The 15,104-nt window shown below is 58.9% G+C and carries 14 protein-coding genes; 7 read left to right on the plus strand and 7 right to left on the minus strand.

The window, feature by feature from the left end; translation table 11 throughout:
• Window positions 1-45: 45 nt before the first annotated feature.
• The 6 genes from I6L49_RS14690 to I6L49_RS14715 form a co-directional block, all read right to left on the minus strand.
• Window positions 46-606: a Sua5/YciO/YrdC/YwlC family protein gene (locus I6L49_RS14690; protein ID WP_005357519.1), complete on the minus strand. Its 561-nt coding sequence runs from the start codon at window positions 604-606 to the stop codon at window positions 46-48.
• Window positions 607-741: 135 nt separating this feature from the next.
• Window positions 742-1,245 (minus strand): 5-(carboxyamino)imidazole ribonucleotide mutase, encoded by a 504-nt coding sequence (gene purE / locus I6L49_RS14695; protein WP_005339704.1) that lies wholly within the window; start codon window positions 1,243-1,245, stop codon window positions 742-744.
• A gap of 74 nt (window positions 1,246-1,319) precedes the next feature.
• A complete protein-coding gene (locus I6L49_RS14700) occupies window positions 1,320-1,877 on the minus strand; it encodes a type I DNA topoisomerase (RefSeq protein ID WP_216949816.1) in 558 nt (185 codons plus the stop codon).
• 55 nt (window positions 1,878-1,932) lie between these two features.
• Window positions 1,933-2,406: a DUF494 family protein gene (locus I6L49_RS14705; protein ID WP_005339699.1), complete on the minus strand. Its 474-nt coding sequence runs from the start codon at window positions 2,404-2,406 to the stop codon at window positions 1,933-1,935.
• Window positions 2,399-3,514 carry a DNA-processing protein DprA gene (gene dprA / locus I6L49_RS14710; protein ID WP_216949817.1) on the minus strand — a complete coding sequence of 372 codons (1,116 nt, stop codon included), beginning with the start codon at window positions 3,512-3,514 and terminating at the stop codon, window positions 2,399-2,401. The genes I6L49_RS14705 and dprA overlap by 8 nt, the downstream gene beginning before the upstream one ends.
• A 1-nt stretch (window position 3,515) precedes the next feature.
• Window positions 3,516-4,607 carry a LysM peptidoglycan-binding domain-containing protein gene (locus tag I6L49_RS14715; protein WP_216949818.1) on the minus strand — a complete coding sequence of 364 codons (1,092 nt, stop codon included), beginning with the start codon at window positions 4,605-4,607 and terminating at the stop codon, window positions 3,516-3,518.
• 108 nt (window positions 4,608-4,715) lie between these two features.
• On the opposite strand from I6L49_RS14715, the gene def reads away from it, so the two are divergent.
• The 5 genes from def (at window position 4,716) to I6L49_RS14740 (ending at window position 10,533) form a co-directional block, all read left to right on the plus strand.
• Window positions 4,716-5,228, plus strand: coding sequence for a peptide deformylase (gene def / locus I6L49_RS14720; RefSeq protein ID WP_005339694.1), 513 nt, complete (start codon window positions 4,716-4,718; stop codon window positions 5,226-5,228).
• Between the two features lie 12 nt (window positions 5,229-5,240).
• Entirely contained in the window at window positions 5,241-6,185 is a 945-nt protein-coding gene (gene fmt, locus I6L49_RS14725) for a methionyl-tRNA formyltransferase (RefSeq protein WP_216949819.1), read from the plus strand.
• Window positions 6,186-6,245: 60 nt separating this feature from the next.
• Window positions 6,246-7,538, plus strand: a complete 1,293-nt coding sequence (gene rsmB, locus I6L49_RS14730) for a 16S rRNA (cytosine(967)-C(5))-methyltransferase RsmB (protein ID WP_216949820.1) — start codon at window positions 6,246-6,248, stop codon at window positions 7,536-7,538.
• A gap of 79 nt (window positions 7,539-7,617) precedes the next feature.
• The gene (trkA, locus tag I6L49_RS14735) at window positions 7,618-8,994 is read left to right on the plus strand and encodes a Trk system potassium transporter TrkA (RefSeq protein ID WP_005339689.1); all 1,377 of its coding nucleotides are present in this window, start codon (window positions 7,618-7,620) and stop codon (window positions 8,992-8,994) included.
• 96 nt (window positions 8,995-9,090) lie between these two features.
• The gene (locus I6L49_RS14740) at window positions 9,091-10,533 is read left to right on the plus strand and encodes a TrkH family potassium uptake protein (protein WP_069527008.1); all 1,443 of its coding nucleotides are present in this window, start codon (window positions 9,091-9,093) and stop codon (window positions 10,531-10,533) included.
• A 250-nt stretch (window positions 10,534-10,783) separates the two neighbouring features.
• Here the strand turns inward: I6L49_RS14740 and typA are convergent, their stop codons facing one another.
• On the minus strand, window positions 10,784-12,595 hold the full coding sequence (typA, locus tag I6L49_RS14745) for a translational GTPase TypA (protein ID WP_005339679.1): 1,812 nt from the start codon (window positions 12,593-12,595) through the stop codon (window positions 10,784-10,786).
• 351 nt (window positions 12,596-12,946) lie between these two features.
• Between typA and glnA the strand changes: the two genes are divergently transcribed.
• Together glnA and I6L49_RS14755 are read left to right on the plus strand one after the other, a co-directional pair.
• Window positions 12,947-14,356, plus strand: coding sequence for a glutamate--ammonia ligase (gene glnA, locus I6L49_RS14750; protein WP_005339672.1), 1,410 nt, complete (start codon window positions 12,947-12,949; stop codon window positions 14,354-14,356).
• A gap of 115 nt (window positions 14,357-14,471) precedes the next feature.
• Complete coding sequence (locus I6L49_RS14755; protein WP_005356205.1) at window positions 14,472-15,050, plus strand: DUF4124 domain-containing protein; 579 nt, start codon at window positions 14,472-14,474, stop codon at window positions 15,048-15,050.
• Window positions 15,051-15,104 lie beyond the last annotated feature (54 nt).

The following is a 15,104-nucleotide window of genomic DNA, read 5'->3' on the forward strand; positions in this document are numbered from 1 at the left end:
TCACCACTCAGCAGATTGATAGCAAATCATGACGTATCCGCCAGCTCAGGAGGGGCGGATAATGGCGCCGGTTCGGGCGTCCTTGATCTCGGAGGGGTTAGCTTGACCACCCACTTCACCGGGCAGGATATAGGCCAACTTGCTTGCCAGCCGCTCACCAATATCGGCCACTCGACGGGCAGGCTCCTCACCGGTCAGGTTGGCGCTGGTAGAAACCAGCGGCTTGCCAAAGGCGCGACACAACGCCTGCACCTGAGGATGAGCCGTCACGCGTACCGCGAGGGTCTCGAACTGCCCGGTCAGCCAGGCCGGCGTCGTTGCACGGGCAGGCATGATCCAGGTAAAGGGGCCGGGCCAGCTGGCTTCAACCCGAGCCAGTTGTTCACCACTAAGTTGGCTCAGATCGATGTAATCCTGCAATTGCGCCACGTCGGCAGCAATCAGGATCAACCCCTTCTCCACCGGACGCTGTTTGATGGCCAGCAGTCGCTGCACCGCAACTTCGGAGTCGGGATCACAACCCAGACCAAACACGGCCTCGGTCGCATAAGCAATCACCCCTTCCTGTTGGAGGGCGGCAACTGCCTGTTCAAATTCATTTGGCATAGGAAAAATGCGGCAGCCACGCTGCCGCCTCGTCACTTAGTAGCAAGTTGAATCCGTATGGCGGCGACCATGGCAAAGTAACGTGTTGCTGTTGCACAGGAAAAATACGACACATCCGGATCGCCACCTATTCACTTACTTGAGTTGAGCCTGCAGGGCGGCATCCTTGGCCATCACCTCTTCGGCATTCTTCTGGCGTTCGGCCCGAACCTTGGCCGCCAGTTCATCATCGGCTACTGCCAGCATCTGGGCTGCCAGATAACCTGCGTTCTTGGCACCGGCTTTGCCGATCGCCACGGTCGCTACCGGTACACCACCCGGCATCTGCACGGTGGAGAGTAGCGCATCCAGCCCCTTGAGCGGGCCACCATCGATGGGCACCCCGATCACGGGACGAGTCGTGATGCCGGCAACGGCACCCGCCAGGTGCGCAGCCAGACCGGCAGCACAGATAAAGACCTTGCAGCCACGGGCCTCGGCATCGGTCACATACTGATGGGTCGCAGCCGGCGTGCGGTGCGCGGAGGTGACTTTGACTTCCACTGCGATATCAAATGACTTGAGCACCTCGAGGGTGGTCTGCATCACGGGGAAATCAGAATCAGAGCCCATCAATACGGCAACAAAGGGTTTATTCATGGTGGGAATTTCCTTACTCCAAGTGGGGGGTTGAAGTTCACCGAAAACGTTTCAATCCGGTTGCGGCGGCGGGATTATACCTGCTCACTTTGGTGGCCGCATTTCTTTTGCGGACAGACCCAACGCAGAGTTCCCCTCACTCTTTTCTCTACCATGATGCCCCAGCCACACGCGGGGCAGGGCATGGGGATCGGTTTGTCGTTCACCACATATTTGCAGTGTGGATAGCCATCACAGGAGTAAAACTGCTTGCCGTAGCGGGAGGTACGGCTCACCAGATGACCCTTGCCGCACTCGGGGCAGAGGATCTGGGTATCGTCGCTCTCCTGCAGGGATTCGATATGCTGGCAGGCCGGATACTGGGTACAACCGACAAAGAGACCGTAACGCCCCTTCTTGATCGCCAGCGGCTCTCCGCAATCGGGACAAGCAGAGCCTTCGAGCACCTTTTCGATGTCGCGGCCGGATGGCGTCAGGGAGCGTATGTAATCACAGGCAGGATAGGCAGAACAGCCAAGAAATGGGCCATGTTTGCCCTGGCGGATCACCAGCTCGGCCCCGCACTGCGGGCACGGCTCGCGCTCGAAGGCATGTTCGTGGGCTGAAAAGAGGTGATGATCGATTTTTGACATGGGCCGCGCCTTGAAATCCAGATGGCCTGAATTCTACCAGCGCGGCACCGGACTGTCAGTGAATGACGCCGTCTGACTCATCAAACACCAGCTCTTCCATCTGCTGGTAGGCATTTTCACTGCCCGGTACGTTGAACAGCACCATCATGACGACCCACTTCAGGTCATCCAGCTCGATATCCGGCTTGTCCAGCTCGAGCAGGCGCTCGATACAGATCTCGCGGGTTTCGGCATTCAGCACCTGGGCCTGTTCCAGAAAGAGCAGGAAGCCGCGGCACTCGGTGCTGAGGCGTGCCAGCTCTTGCGGAGCGTAGATACGCATCGAGCCTTGCGCGCTGGCGGTGACATAGACCTCCCGCTCGCTATCGTGCAGATTGGCCAGCCGCTCCAGCCAGTCGAGCGCCTTGTCGATCTCTTCTTTATCGAAACCGGCCCGGCTCAACTCGTCGGTGAGCTCATCCTGCTCGACCATCACATCTGCATCGCTGTGGATGTAGGTCTCGAAAAGGTACATCAATACATCAAACATGATTCGCCCTCCTCGCTCTGACGTATCCACCGGCTACCGCCATCACTGCACCGGCCAGCTCCAGCTCTACCAACCTGCCCAATACCACTTCGACAGGAAGCTGGGCCCGCTCGGCAACGGTATCCACGCTCGTGGTCTCATAATCTACGTTATCCAACAAATCGGCATAAGGCAATTCGCTATTATGCGGTTGCTCAGATGATGTAACCGACGGATCTGGCCGTGCGACCCACTCTGGCAGCTCTTCCACTATATCGGCCGCACTCAGCACAAGTTTGGCTCCCTGCTGAATTAATCTGTTGCACCCTATCGCCTGGGCATTTTGCGGAGCACCGGGTACCGCAAACAGTTCACGCCCCTGTTCAAGCGCATAGCGAGCGGTGATCAGCGAACCGCTCTGCTCGGTCGCCTCCACCACCAGAGCTCCCAGCGACAGACCACTGATAATACGGTTGCGACGAGGAAAATGTTCAGCCAGCGGTCCTTTATCCGGCGCCAGCTCGGAGATAAGCAAACCACCGCTCTCCAGAATCTGACCTGCCAGCCCCTGATGGCGTTTGGGGTAGAGGCAATCCAGCCCGGAACCCAACACGGCAAGGGTGATACCGCCACAAGCCAGCGTTTGCTGATGGCAAACACCATCGATACCGAGCGCAAGGCCCGAGGTGATCGCTAACCCGCATCCAACCAGCTCGCTACAAAGGCGGGAGGCATTATCTTTGCCTGCATAGGTAGGATGGCGTGTCCCCACCATTGCCAGCTGGGGTAGCGACAGCGCAGCAAGATCTCCACGACAGTAGAGCAAAAGGGGGGCCGCGGGAATTTCCCGTAACAAGGGTGGATAAACCGGGTGATCTTGCGGAATAAGGAGATTGTCAGGCAAAGCGGCCCAAGCCAGGCTCTGCTCAACCACCGGCGAAGGCCAGCGCAGTTGTTTGATCTGCTCTGACGACAACCCCATACCATGCAATTGCGCTTCATCGCTCTGGAACAGGGCCTCAATACTTCCCCCGGCCCGCTCCAACAGACGTGCAGCGGTCACCGGACCAATACCGGTGACCGCATCGAGAGTTAGCCAAAGCGCCAGACGCGCGGCGGGGTAGTTCACGTCAGAAGTGAGTGACCTGATAGCCCGCACTCACCATGTCGTTACTCTGCATGATGAGACCGTAACTGAGCTTGTCATACACCTTGAACAACATGACACGGGCAATCGCTTCAGAGGGCAGTGGTGCCTTCTTGTTACTGCTGTAAAACACCCGGTTAAAAACCGACGAGAGCTCCTTGTACTGTACATCGCCACTCTTGGTGACCAGGGCAGCACCGGGCCGTCTGACATCCAGTACATCCCCGGCGACCAGTTGATCGCGGCCACCCCGGTTGATCAGCACCACATCAAACTTGCCACCGCCCCGGGTCTTGTTCGGCAAATCGATGATATAGCCCGGCGTGATGGCAGGTGCCGCTTTCGGTGTGAATACGGCGGGTATGTTCTCCTGAGCGGGCAGCGGCATCACCTTGTCGCCCTGCAGCACTTCGCGCTGGTTATGAGTCAGCATCACCTCGGTCCGATCGCCATCAAGACGCGCAACGGCCCGCACCACACCGGCAAAGATCGCCTCCTGGCCCAGCAGTTCACCAGTTTCGCGATCCTTGTAGACCACTCCGGGGTGATAAATGCCATAAACCTGCCCCGGCGTCAGGGAGCCCTGCACATAGAGGGTGTCCCCCTCCAGCATGCCGATATGTTTCTGATCCGACCCCAGCAGATAGGGCAAGGTTTTCTGCTGCTGGCTGTCAGCCAGAATATGGTCGGTTTGCAGGAAGGGGCCGATCTCGCTGATAGGCAGGGTCGGAATGGGGTTGGCCTTGTTCTCGTAACGGGTTTTCGGGCCGAGACGGATGACTTGCTTGCCACCCTGCATCGCCTTGCCGAGCCGGGGTTCACCATTGACCCAGCTCAGATGCAGTACATCACCGGGGTAGATCCAGTGAGGATTGGCAATCTGCGGATTGATGTTCCAGAGACGGGGCCAGAGCCAGGGTTCGGAAAGATACTTGCCGGAGATATCCCACAGGGTGTCGCCTTTTTGCACTACATAACTTTCGGGGTAACCCGCTTTCAGCCTCAGCTGATCGGCCACTGCTGCCTGACTCACGGTCACCAGCAGGCAGGCGAGGATGGTTTGCTTCAGATACATAACACTCCCTGTTACTTCTGTACGCAAAGTGTTGCTGTTTTTTGTCGGCGTAAATGACTAGAATTACGCCAATATTGACTGCATTTATACGAAACTAAAGAAAAAACTATGGCCATTCTAGATGTATTGCGTTTTCCCGATGAGCGCCTGCGCACCGTTGCAGCCCCTGTCGAGACCTTTACACCCGAGTTACAACAGATTGTAGATGATATGTTCGAAACCATGTACGCGGAGGAAGGCATTGGCCTGGCCGCGACTCAGGTCGACATTCACCAGCGCATCATAGTGATCGATGTCTCTGAAAACCGTGAAGATCCTCTGGTATTGATCAATCCGGAGGTCATCGAGCAGTGCGGCAGCACCGGTATCGAAGAGGGTTGCCTCTCCGTGCCCGGCAGCCGTGCTCTGGTGCCTCGCGCCGAACAGATCAAGATCCGCGCCCTGGATCGCCACGGCAAGCCGTTCGAGCTGGAAGCCGATGATCTGCTCGCCATCTGTATCCAGCATGAGATGGATCATCTGGTCGGCAAGCTGTTTGTGGATTACTTGTCCCCGCTCAAGCGCCAGCGCATTCGCCAGAAGCTGGAAAAGATGGCCCGTGAAGATCGCAAAGTCCTCTGAGGATCTGCCCCATTGAATAAGCTGAAACTGATTTTTGCCGGTACTCCCGACTTCGCCGCCCGTCACCTGGCGGCGTTGTTGTCTTCCGACCACGAGGTCGTTGCCGTTTATACCCAGCCTGATAAGCCTGCTGGCCGTGGTCAGAAGCTCACCGCCAGCCCGGTCAAAGAGCTGGCACTGGCCCACAACCTGCCGGTTTACCAACCTGCCTCTCTGCGCAAGGAAGAGGCACAGGCCGAGCTGGCCGCCCTTGGCGCCGACCTGATGGTGGTGGTGGCCTATGGCCTGATCCTGCCCAAAGCGGTACTCGATACCCCGCGTCTGGGCTGCATCAACGTCCATGGCTCCCTGCTGCCACGCTGGCGCGGTGCCGCACCGATCCAGCGCTCCATCTGGGCGGGCGATGCCGAAACCGGCGTCACCATCATGCAGATGGATGTGGGACTGGATACCGGCGCCATGATCCGCAAAATGACCTGCCCCATCGCCGCCGACGAGACCTCCGCCAGCCTCTATGACAAACTGGCCGAGCTGGGCCCGCAGGCGCTGGTCGACACCATCGACGCCATGGCCGCCGGCGACACCGCGGCCGAAGTGCAGGACGATGCGCTGGCCAACTACGCCGAGAAGCTCTCCAAGGAAGAGGCCCGCATCGACTGGTCGATGGACGCCGCAGCCATCGAGCGCTGCATCCGCGCCTTCAATCCCTGGCCCATCAGCTGGTTCGAAGTGGCTGACCAGACCATCAAGGTATGGCAAGCCGCCGTCATCGACAGCGACCATGGCCAGCGCGCCGGAACCCTGCTCAAGGCTGACAAGCAGGGGATCGATATCGCCACCGGCAAAGGGGTACTGCGCCTGCTGACCCTGCAGCCGCCCGGCAAGAAGGCGATGTCTGTGACGGACCTGCTCAACTCTCGCCGCGACTGGTTTGAACCCGGCACGCAATTGAATTGAACTGGATTGAATTGACACAAGCGGGGCCCAGGCCCCGACTTGCGCATCTAAGGTAACACTATGAAAACACGCGCACAGGCTGCTCTCGTTATTCAACAGGTGCTGGATCAGGGCCAGTCCCTCTCCGCCGTTCTGCCTGCTGCCCAGGAGAAGGTTGCGCCCCGCGATCGCGCCCTCCTGCAAGAACTCTGCTACGGTACCCTGCGCTGGCTGCCCCGCCTCGATGCGGCGGTCGGCGAGATGATGGACAAGCCGCTCAAGAACAAGAGCCGCATCTTCCACTACCTCATCCTGGTCGGCCTCTACCAGCTCATCTACACCCGCATTCCGGCTCACGCCGCGGTGGCCGAGACCGTCAACGCCGTCAAACTGCTCAAGGGCACCTCCCTGCGTGGCCTCATCAACGGCGTGCTGCGCAACTTCCAGCGCAGCGCCGAAGTCATTCTGCTGCGTATCGACCGTGTTCCCAGCATTCGCCTCGGTCATCCGGAGTGGCTCACCAAGCGCCTGCGTCAGGCCTATCACGATGAGTGGGAATTCATCATGGAGGCGAACAACCAGCGCCCCCCCATGTGGATCCGCAACAACAGCCAGCGCCAGAGCCGCGAGCAGATGCTGGCCCGCATGGCCGAAGCCGGCATCAATGCCGTGGCCGGTGAAGAGGGCGAGGATTGCATCCTGCTGGAGCGTCCCTGCGATGTGACCAAGCTGCCCGGCTTCGAGGTCGGCGACTGCTCGGTACAGGATGGCGCAGCACAGCAGGCTGCCGCCCTGCTCGACCCGCAACCGGGTGAGTGGGTGCTGGATGCCTGCGCCGCCCCCGGCGGCAAGACCGCCCACCTGCTGGAGCGTCAACCCAAGCTGGCTGGCGTGGTGGCCCTCGATGCCGACGAAAACCGCCTCAAGCGGGTGCAGGAGAACCTGGACCGTATCGGCCTCACCGCCAAGGTGATCCATGGCGATGCGGCGGCACCGGAACAGTGGTGGCCGGAGGGTCAGTTCGACCGCATCCTGCTGGATGCTCCCTGCTCCGCCACCGGCGTCATCCGCCGCCACCCAGACATCAAGTGGCTGCGCCGTGATCAGGACATCCGCGAGCTGGCCGAGCTGCAGCGCCGTATTCTGAACGCCCTCTGGGGCAAGCTGAAAAGCGGCGGCACCCTGCTCTACGCCACCTGCTCCGTCCTGCCGGAAGAGAACCGCGAACAGATCCGTGCATTCCTTGCCGCGACCAAAGATGCCAAATTGGTACCGTTGCACGAACAGGACACCCCGGACTACCCGGGTCGCCAGTTCCTGCCGGGTGAAGCCGAGATGGATGGCTTCTACTACGCCAAGCTGGTCAAGCTGTGACGCTGACATGCTTCTTCCGGGGCAATCGCCATGCAGGCGAAATGCCCCTTTACTGCCTCAACGTGAGTAGACGTTCCCTATGAAAATCATCATTTTGGGAGCCGGCCAGGTCGGCGGCACTCTGGCCGAGAACCTGGCCGGAGAGAACAATGACATCACCATCGTCGATACCGACAGTGAGCGCCTGCGCGAACTGCAGGACAAGTTTGACCTGCGGGTGGTCAACGGTCACGGCGCTCACCCCAAGGTGCTGCGCGAAGCGGGTGCTCAGGATGCCGACATGCTGGTCGCCGTCACCAACAGTGACGAGACCAACATGATCGCCTGTCAGGTGGCCTACTCCCTGTTCAACACCCCGAATAAGGTGGCACGGATCCGCTCGCCAGCCTATCTGACCGAGCGGGATCGCCTGTTTCTGCCAGAATCGGTACCGGTTGATCACCTGATCGCGCCGGAGCAGCTGGTGACCGACTATGTGCGTCGCCTGATCGAATATCCGGGAGCCCTGCAAGTGGTTGATTTTGCAGGTGGACGCGTCGGTTTGGTAGCGGTCAAGGCCTACTACGGTGGCCCGCTGGTGGGCAACGCCCTCTCCACCCTGCGCGAGCACATGCCCAACATCGAGACCCGGGTAGCGGCCATCTTCCGTCAGGGCCGCCCGATCCGTCCGCAAGGCACCACCATCATCGAAGCGGATGACGAGGTCTTCTTCGTCGCCGCCGCGGGCCATATCCGCGCCGTGATGTCGGAGCTGCAGCGCCTAGAGAGCCCCTACCGCCGCATCATGATCGTCGGTGGTGGCAACATCGGCGCCGGTCTCGCCCGCCAGCTGGAGAAGCGCTACAGCGTCAAGCTCATTGAGCGCAACCAGAAGCGGGCTGAGCAGCTCTCCGAACTGCTGGAGAACACCATCGTCTTCTGCGGCGATGCGGCGGATCAGGAGCTGCTGGCCGAGGAGCACATCGACCAGATCGACGTCTTCATCGCCGTGACTAACGAGGATGAGGCCAACATCATGTCGGCGCTGCTCGCCAAGAAGATGGGCGCCAAGAAGACCATGGTGCTGATCCAGCGCGGCGCCTATGTCGATCTGGTGCAAGGTGGCTCTATCGATATCGCCATCTCGCCCCAGCAAGCCACCATCTCGGCCCTGTTGACCCATGTGCGCCGAGCCGATATCGCCAACGTGTACAGTCTGCGCCGCGGCGCGGCCGAGGCGATCGAGGCGATTGCCCACGGTGACGAGAACACCTCCAAGGTGGTCGGCAAGACGGTGGGCGAGCTCAAGCTGCCGCCGGGCACCACTATCGGTGCCGTAGTGCGCGGGGATGAGGTGCTGATCGCCCACGATCGCACCAAGATCCAGCAGGATGACCACGTGGTCATGTTCCTGGTGGACAAGAAGTACATCCCGGAAGTGGAGCGGCTATTCCAGCCAAGCCCCTTCTTCCTGTAACGTCTTCATGCGCACAGGCTGTCAAACCAGACCCGGCTCAGCTCCCCCAAGGGGATGGTCCGGGTCTTTTGTTAATCAACGACCAGGTTATCGAACATGATCAAGCTGCGTCCCATTATCTTCACCCTCGGGCTGGTGCTCTCCAAGCTGGCGCTCTTCATGTGGCTGCCCACCTTGCTGGCACTGCTCACCGGGTCAGAGGGATTTGTCGAGTTTCTCAAGTCCGTGCTGATCACCCACGGCGCTGCCCTGCTCTGCCTCCACTACGGTCGCAAGGCGGAGTTTCATCTGGGGGTGCGGGAGATGTTCCTGCTCACCACCTCGGTCTGGGTGGTGGCCTGCATCTTCGGCGCCCTGCCCTTTGTCTTCATCACCCACATCAACTTCACCGATGCCTATTTCGAGACCATGTCGGGGGTGACCACCACGGGCTCCACCGTGCTCTCCGGCCTCGACAACATGGCCCACAGCATCCTGTTGTGGCGTTCCATCCTGCAGTGGCTGGGCGGGGTCGGCTTTATCGTGATGGCGGTTGCCGTGCTGCCCTACCTCAACGTCGGCGGCATGAAGCTGTTCCAGACCGAGAGCTCTGACTGGTCAGACAAAAGCGCCCCGCGTGCCAAGACGGTGGCCAACAACATCGTCGTGGTCTATCTGGTGCTCTCCATGCTCTGCTTCATGGCCTACTGGGCCAGCGGCATGAACATGTTCGAGGCGATCAACCACGCCATGACCACTCTCAGTACCGGCGGCTACTCCACCTCCGATCAATCCATGTCCCACTTCTCCAACTCGGCCCACTGGATTGGCACCCTGTTCATGTTCCTCGGCGGCCTGCCCTTCCTGCTCTATGTGCAGAGCCTCAACCACAGGGACAACAGCCTGTTCAAGGATGCCCAGGTGCGCGGCTTCTTCTGGCTGGTGGTGTGGGTCACCGTCATCATGACCTTCTATCTGTGGGAGAGAGACCTGTTCGGCTTCTGGGATGCCCTGCGCATCAGCTGCTTCAACATCGTCTCGGTGCTCACCACCACCGGCTACGGCCTTGGTGACTTCGGCACCTGGGGGCCGCTCGCCAGCATCGTCTTCATCGTGCTGCTGGCTCTTGGGGCCTGCTCCGGCTCCACTGCGGGCGGCCTCAAGATCTTCCGGGTACAGGTGGCGTTTGCCCTGTTCAGAAAGCAGATGCGCCAGCTGATGCACCCCTCTGCCGTCTTCCCCCAGAAGTACAACGGCCGGACGGTCAATGACGCCATCATCCGCTCGATGATCTCCTTCGTACTGGCCTACTTCGCCATCATTCTGGTGATAGCTGCACTGTTGGGCGCCATCGGGCTTGACCCTCTGACGGCCATATCCAGCTCCATCACCGCTGTCGCCAACGTCGGCCCGGGCATGGGCCCGGTGGTCGGCCCCAGCACCAACTTTGCCAGCCTGCCGGAATCGGCCAAATGGCTTTTGTCATTCGGCATGCTGCTGGGACGACTGGAGATCCTGACGGTCGCCGTGCTCTTCTTCCCCTCCTTCTGGCGCCAGTAACCCCTTACTGCAAGCCAGCAAAAAGCCGCAGCGTTCATCCGCTGCGGCTTTTTTATCTCACCCACCCCCACGACTTTCGTTCGCCGCTTATCAGCCCACTCATCATCCATTGCTGATGGCCTGAACGGGCTCATCAGGATGGCCAGAGCGGATCACAAGCATAAAAAAACGGACCCAAACCAGAGGTTTGGATCCGTTTATCAGTGAACCGTCAGCGGCCGCAAGGGCTGCCGAGACTCAGCACATGGCATTAACCACGGCCAGAGCGCTTGCGATCCAGCTCGGTCAGCAATTTCTTGCGGATACGGATGTTTTTCGGAGTCACTTCTACCAGTTCGTCGTTATCGATGAACTCGAGAGCCTGTTCCAGAGTCATGCGGATCGGCGGAGTCAGTACTTGAGCTTCGTCGGTACCGGAGGCACGCATGTTGGTCAGCTGTTTGCCTTTCAGGCAGTTAACAGTCAGGTCGTTGGAACGGGAGTGAATACCGATCACCTGGCCTTCGTACACTTCGGTCGCGTGACCGATGAACAGACGACCACGGTCTTGCAGACCGAACAGGGCGTAAGTCAGTGCTTTACCGGTAGCGTTGGAGATCAGTACGCCATTCTGACGCTCGCCGATGCTGCCACCCTTGTGCGGACCGTAGTGGTCGAAGGTGTGGTACAGCAGACCGGTACCGGAGGTCATGGTCATGAACTCGGTCTGGAAGCCGATCAAACCACGGCTCGGGATCATGAAGTCCAGACGGACACGACCCTTGCCATCCGGGGTCATGTTGGTCATTTCGCCTTTACGCAGACCCAGTTGCTCCATCACGGAACCCTGGTGCGCTTCTTCAACGTCCACAGTGACGGTTTCGAACGGTTCTTGCAGAACGCCATCAACGGTACGCAGGATTACTTCCGGACGGGACACTGCCAGTTCGTAACCTTCGCGACGCATGTTTTCGATCAGGATGGAGAGGTGCAGTTCACCACGACCGGATACACGGAACTTGTCCGGATCATCAGTCTCTTCCACGCGCAGGGCCACGTTGTGGACCAGCTCCTGGTTCAGACGCTCCAGAATGTTACGGGAGGTCACGAACTTGCCTTCTTTACCGGCGAACGGTGAGGTGTTGACCTGGAAGGTCATGTTCACGGTCGGCTCGTCAACGGAGAGCGGCGGCAGGGCTTCAACGGCACCGTTGTCACAGATGGTGTCGGAGATTTTCAGCTCGCCCAGACCGGTGATAGCGATGATGTCACCCGCTTGCGCGTCGGTAACTTCAGTACGGGACAGACCCAGGTAACCCAGCACCTGACCGACTTTACCGTTACGGGTCTTGCCGTCGGCACCAACGATGGTGACTTGCTGGTTGGTCTTGACGCGACCACGGGTGATACGGCCGATACCGATAACGCCCACGTAGGAGTTGTAGTCCAGCTGGGAGATCTGCATCTGGAAACCACCTTCGGCATCAGCCTTCGGCGCTTCAACGTTGTCAACGATAGCCTGGAACAGCGGTTCCATGTTCTCGGACTCGACGTCCTGATCCATGGTGGCCCAACCGTTCAGTGCAGAGGCGTAAACAACTTTGAAATCCAGCTGTTCATCAGTCGCGCCCAGGTTGTCGAACAGGTCGAATACCTGATCCATTACCCAGTCAGGACGAGCACCCGGACGGTCAACCTTGTTGATGACCACGATCGGCTTCAGACCCTGAGCGAACGCTTTCTGGGTCACGAAACGGGTTTGCGGCATCGGGCCGTCTACGGCGTCAACCAGCAGCAGCACGGAGTCAACCATGGACAGTACGCGCTCTACTTCACCACCGAAGTCGGCGTGACCCGGGGTATCAACGATGTTGATGCGGTAGTCATTCCAGCGGATCGCAGTGTTCTTGGCGAGAATGGTGATGCCACGTTCCCGTTCCAGATCATTGGAGTCCATGATCCGTTCCTGGCCTTCCGTGGAGCGGTCCAGGGTGCCGGACTGCTGCAGCAGCTTATCAACCAGAGTCGTTTTGCCGTGGTCAACGTGCGCAATAATCGCAATATTGCGTAAATTCTCTAACATTCTCGCCTCAATCACCGGGTAAAATTGGGCGCTAATTGTACTCTTGCCTTTGTGATCTGCCTAGCAGAATTGCAGTACATTCGCGCATAACAACAGATCTGGATCATAGACCTCTCTGACAAACCCTGCTTAGATGGGCAGTGACCGTATTTCGCGCACCATTACAGTGCACCAAAACGATCCACCATCGCACTAAATTGATGCAACGCGAGTCGAGATCGCCTGATTTTGGGGAGCCTCTTCAGCGAGATTGCCCTGAAATCAAGCTGTCACAAACTTGGCACGATACTGGCTTATGTGAATACGACGACGCATTCACCCAGAGAGTTTTAACACCGGAGGTTACTTAGCATGTCAGCCCAGAACGTTTTGGCCCTGATCCAGGAACACGAAGTCAAGTTTGTTGATCTGCGCTTTACCGACACCAAGGGTAAAGAGCAGCATGTATCCATCCCTGCTCACCAGGTTGATGAAGATTTCTTCGAAGACGGCAAGATGTTCGATGGTTCCTCCATCGGCGGCTGGAAGGGCATCAACGAATCCGACATGGTACTGATGCCGGACGCAGCCTCCGCCAAGCTGGACCCGTTCACCGAAGAGACCACCCTGAACATCGTTTGTGACGTACTGGAGCCTGCCACCATGCAGGGCTACGACCGCGATCCGCGCTCCATCGCCAAGCGTGCAGAAGATTTCCTGAAGTCCAGCGGCATCGCTGACACCGTGCTGTTCGGGCCGGAGCCGGAATTCTTCATGTTCGACAACATCACCTTCTCCAACACCATGGGCCACAGCTTCGTGAAAATCGAATCTGAAGAAGCCGCATGGAACTCCGGCACTGCCTATGAGCATGGCAACAAGGGTCACCGTCCGTTCGTGAAAGGCGGTTACTTCCCGGTTGCACCGGTCGACTCCTCCCAGGATATCCGTGCCGCCATGTGTCTGGTGCTGGAAGAGATGGGCCAGGTCGTTGAAGCTCACCACCACGAAGTGGCCACTGCCGGTCAGAACGAGATCGCTACCCGCTTCAACACTCTTACGCTGAAAGCTGATGAAGTACAGGTACTGAAGTACGTGATCCACAACGTGGCCCACGCCTACAACAAGACTGTTACCTTCATGCCGAAACCCATGTTCGGTGACAACGGCTCCGGCATGCACTGCCACCAGTCTCTGGCCAAGAACGGCGTCAACCTGTTCGCTGGTGACCTGTACGGCGGTCTGTCCGAGATGGCGCTGCACTACATCGGCGGTATCATCAAGCACGCCAAGGCCATCAACGCCTTCGCCAACCCGACCACCAACTCCTACAAGCGTCTGGTTCCGGGTTATGAAGCACCGGTCATGCTGGCTTACTCTGCCCGCAACCGCTCTGCCTCCATCCGTATCCCGGTAGTGCCGAGCCCGAAAGCCCGTCGTATCGAAGTGCGCTTCCCGGATCCGGCTGCCAACCCGTACCTGGCCTTCGCTGCCCAGCTGATGGCCGGTCTGGACGGTATCATCAACAAGATCCATCCGGGCGATGCCATGGACAAGAACTTGTACGACCTGCCGCCGGAAGAAGCCGCAGAAGTGCCGACTGTTGCCGGTTCTCTGGACGAAGCCCTGGCCGCTCTGGATGCTGACCGCGAGTTCCTGACCCGTGGCGGCGTGTTCAGCGATGACTTCATCAACTCCTATCTGGAACTGAAACAGCAGGATGTTGACCGTGTGCGCATGACTCCGCACCCGCTGGAGTTCGAACTGTACTACTCCGTCTAAGGCTCAGCAGACTGGCCGTTTAAATCTGGTCAGCTTGCTTAATCGTGACAAAACCCGCCATCTGGCGGGTTTTTTCTCTGATAGGATTAAGCAAAATACCGTCAAGGAGAGATGGATGAACAACAAACATGGCATAGGGGTGCTCAGCCTCCTGTTGCTGACCTCATTTGGTGCGGACGCGGCCAAGGTCTACTCCTGGGTCGATGGCAATGGCATCACCCACTACTCGGATGCGCCACCACCCGGCAAAAACGCCAAAGAGGTCGATCTGCGGGTCGCTCCGCTGCTGGGCAGCAGCGCGCCCAGATCAGTGCAGGTGGATAACTTCAACAGCCTGACCGGCGCCGATGCCAAGAAAGAGAAAGAGGCGGCCAAGCTGACTATCGAACTGCTCTCCCCGGAACAGGGCAGCACCCTGCGCGACAACACAGGCAACATCGTCTTTCAGGGCACCATCAGCCCCAAACCTCCGACCCAGTATGATGTGCGCCTGACCCTGGATGGCAAAGCCGCCCCCATCGTCAGCAACAGCCTCTCTGTCCGCGTCGAAAACGTCGATCGCGGCGCCCACGAGGCTCAGCTCGAGCTGCTCGCCAAAGACGGTACGATCCTTGCTAAATCCAGTGCAGTCACCTTTTACCTGCATAGAGCGAGCGTGACGCCGGCTCCCAAACCCACCCCAAAAGCCGACTAGGGGTGATATAGCGCACCGATGCGGGTAAACTCTATGCACCATATCGGTGCATAA

Source organism: Aeromonas sp. FDAARGOS 1419, from assembly GCF_019047045.1.
GTDB classification, from domain to species: domain Bacteria; phylum Pseudomonadota; class Gammaproteobacteria; order Enterobacterales; family Aeromonadaceae; genus Aeromonas; species Aeromonas veronii.

Coding starts and splice junctions, on each gene's coding strand:
- I6L49_RS14705 (WP_005339699.1), bottom strand. CDS start 2,406: ATGTTTGATGTATTGATGTACCTTTTCGAGACCTACATCCACAGCGAT.
- I6L49_RS14700 (WP_216949816.1), bottom strand. CDS start 1,877: ATGTCAAAAATCGATCATCACCTCTTTTCAGCCCACGAACATGCCTTC.
- trkA (WP_005339689.1), top strand. CDS start 7,618: ATGAAAATCATCATTTTGGGAGCCGGCCAGGTCGGCGGCACTCTGGCC.
- I6L49_RS14690 (WP_005357519.1), bottom strand. CDS start 606: ATGCCAAATGAATTTGAACAGGCAGTTGCCGCCCTCCAACAGGAAGGG.
- typA (WP_005339679.1), bottom strand. CDS start 12,595: ATGTTAGAGAATTTACGCAATATTGCGATTATTGCGCACGTTGACCAC.
- purE (WP_005339704.1), bottom strand. CDS start 1,245: ATGAATAAACCCTTTGTTGCCGTATTGATGGGCTCTGATTCTGATTTC.
- I6L49_RS14740 (WP_069527008.1), top strand. CDS start 9,091: ATGATCAAGCTGCGTCCCATTATCTTCACCCTCGGGCTGGTGCTCTCC.
- rsmB (WP_216949820.1), top strand. CDS start 6,246: ATGAAAACACGCGCACAGGCTGCTCTCGTTATTCAACAGGTGCTGGAT.
- I6L49_RS14715 (WP_216949818.1), bottom strand. CDS start 4,607: ATGTATCTGAAGCAAACCATCCTCGCCTGCCTGCTGGTGACCGTGAGT.
- def (WP_005339694.1), top strand. CDS start 4,716: ATGGCCATTCTAGATGTATTGCGTTTTCCCGATGAGCGCCTGCGCACC.
- I6L49_RS14755 (WP_005356205.1), top strand. CDS start 14,472: ATGAACAACAAACATGGCATAGGGGTGCTCAGCCTCCTGTTGCTGACC.
- glnA (WP_005339672.1), top strand. CDS start 12,947: ATGTCAGCCCAGAACGTTTTGGCCCTGATCCAGGAACACGAAGTCAAG.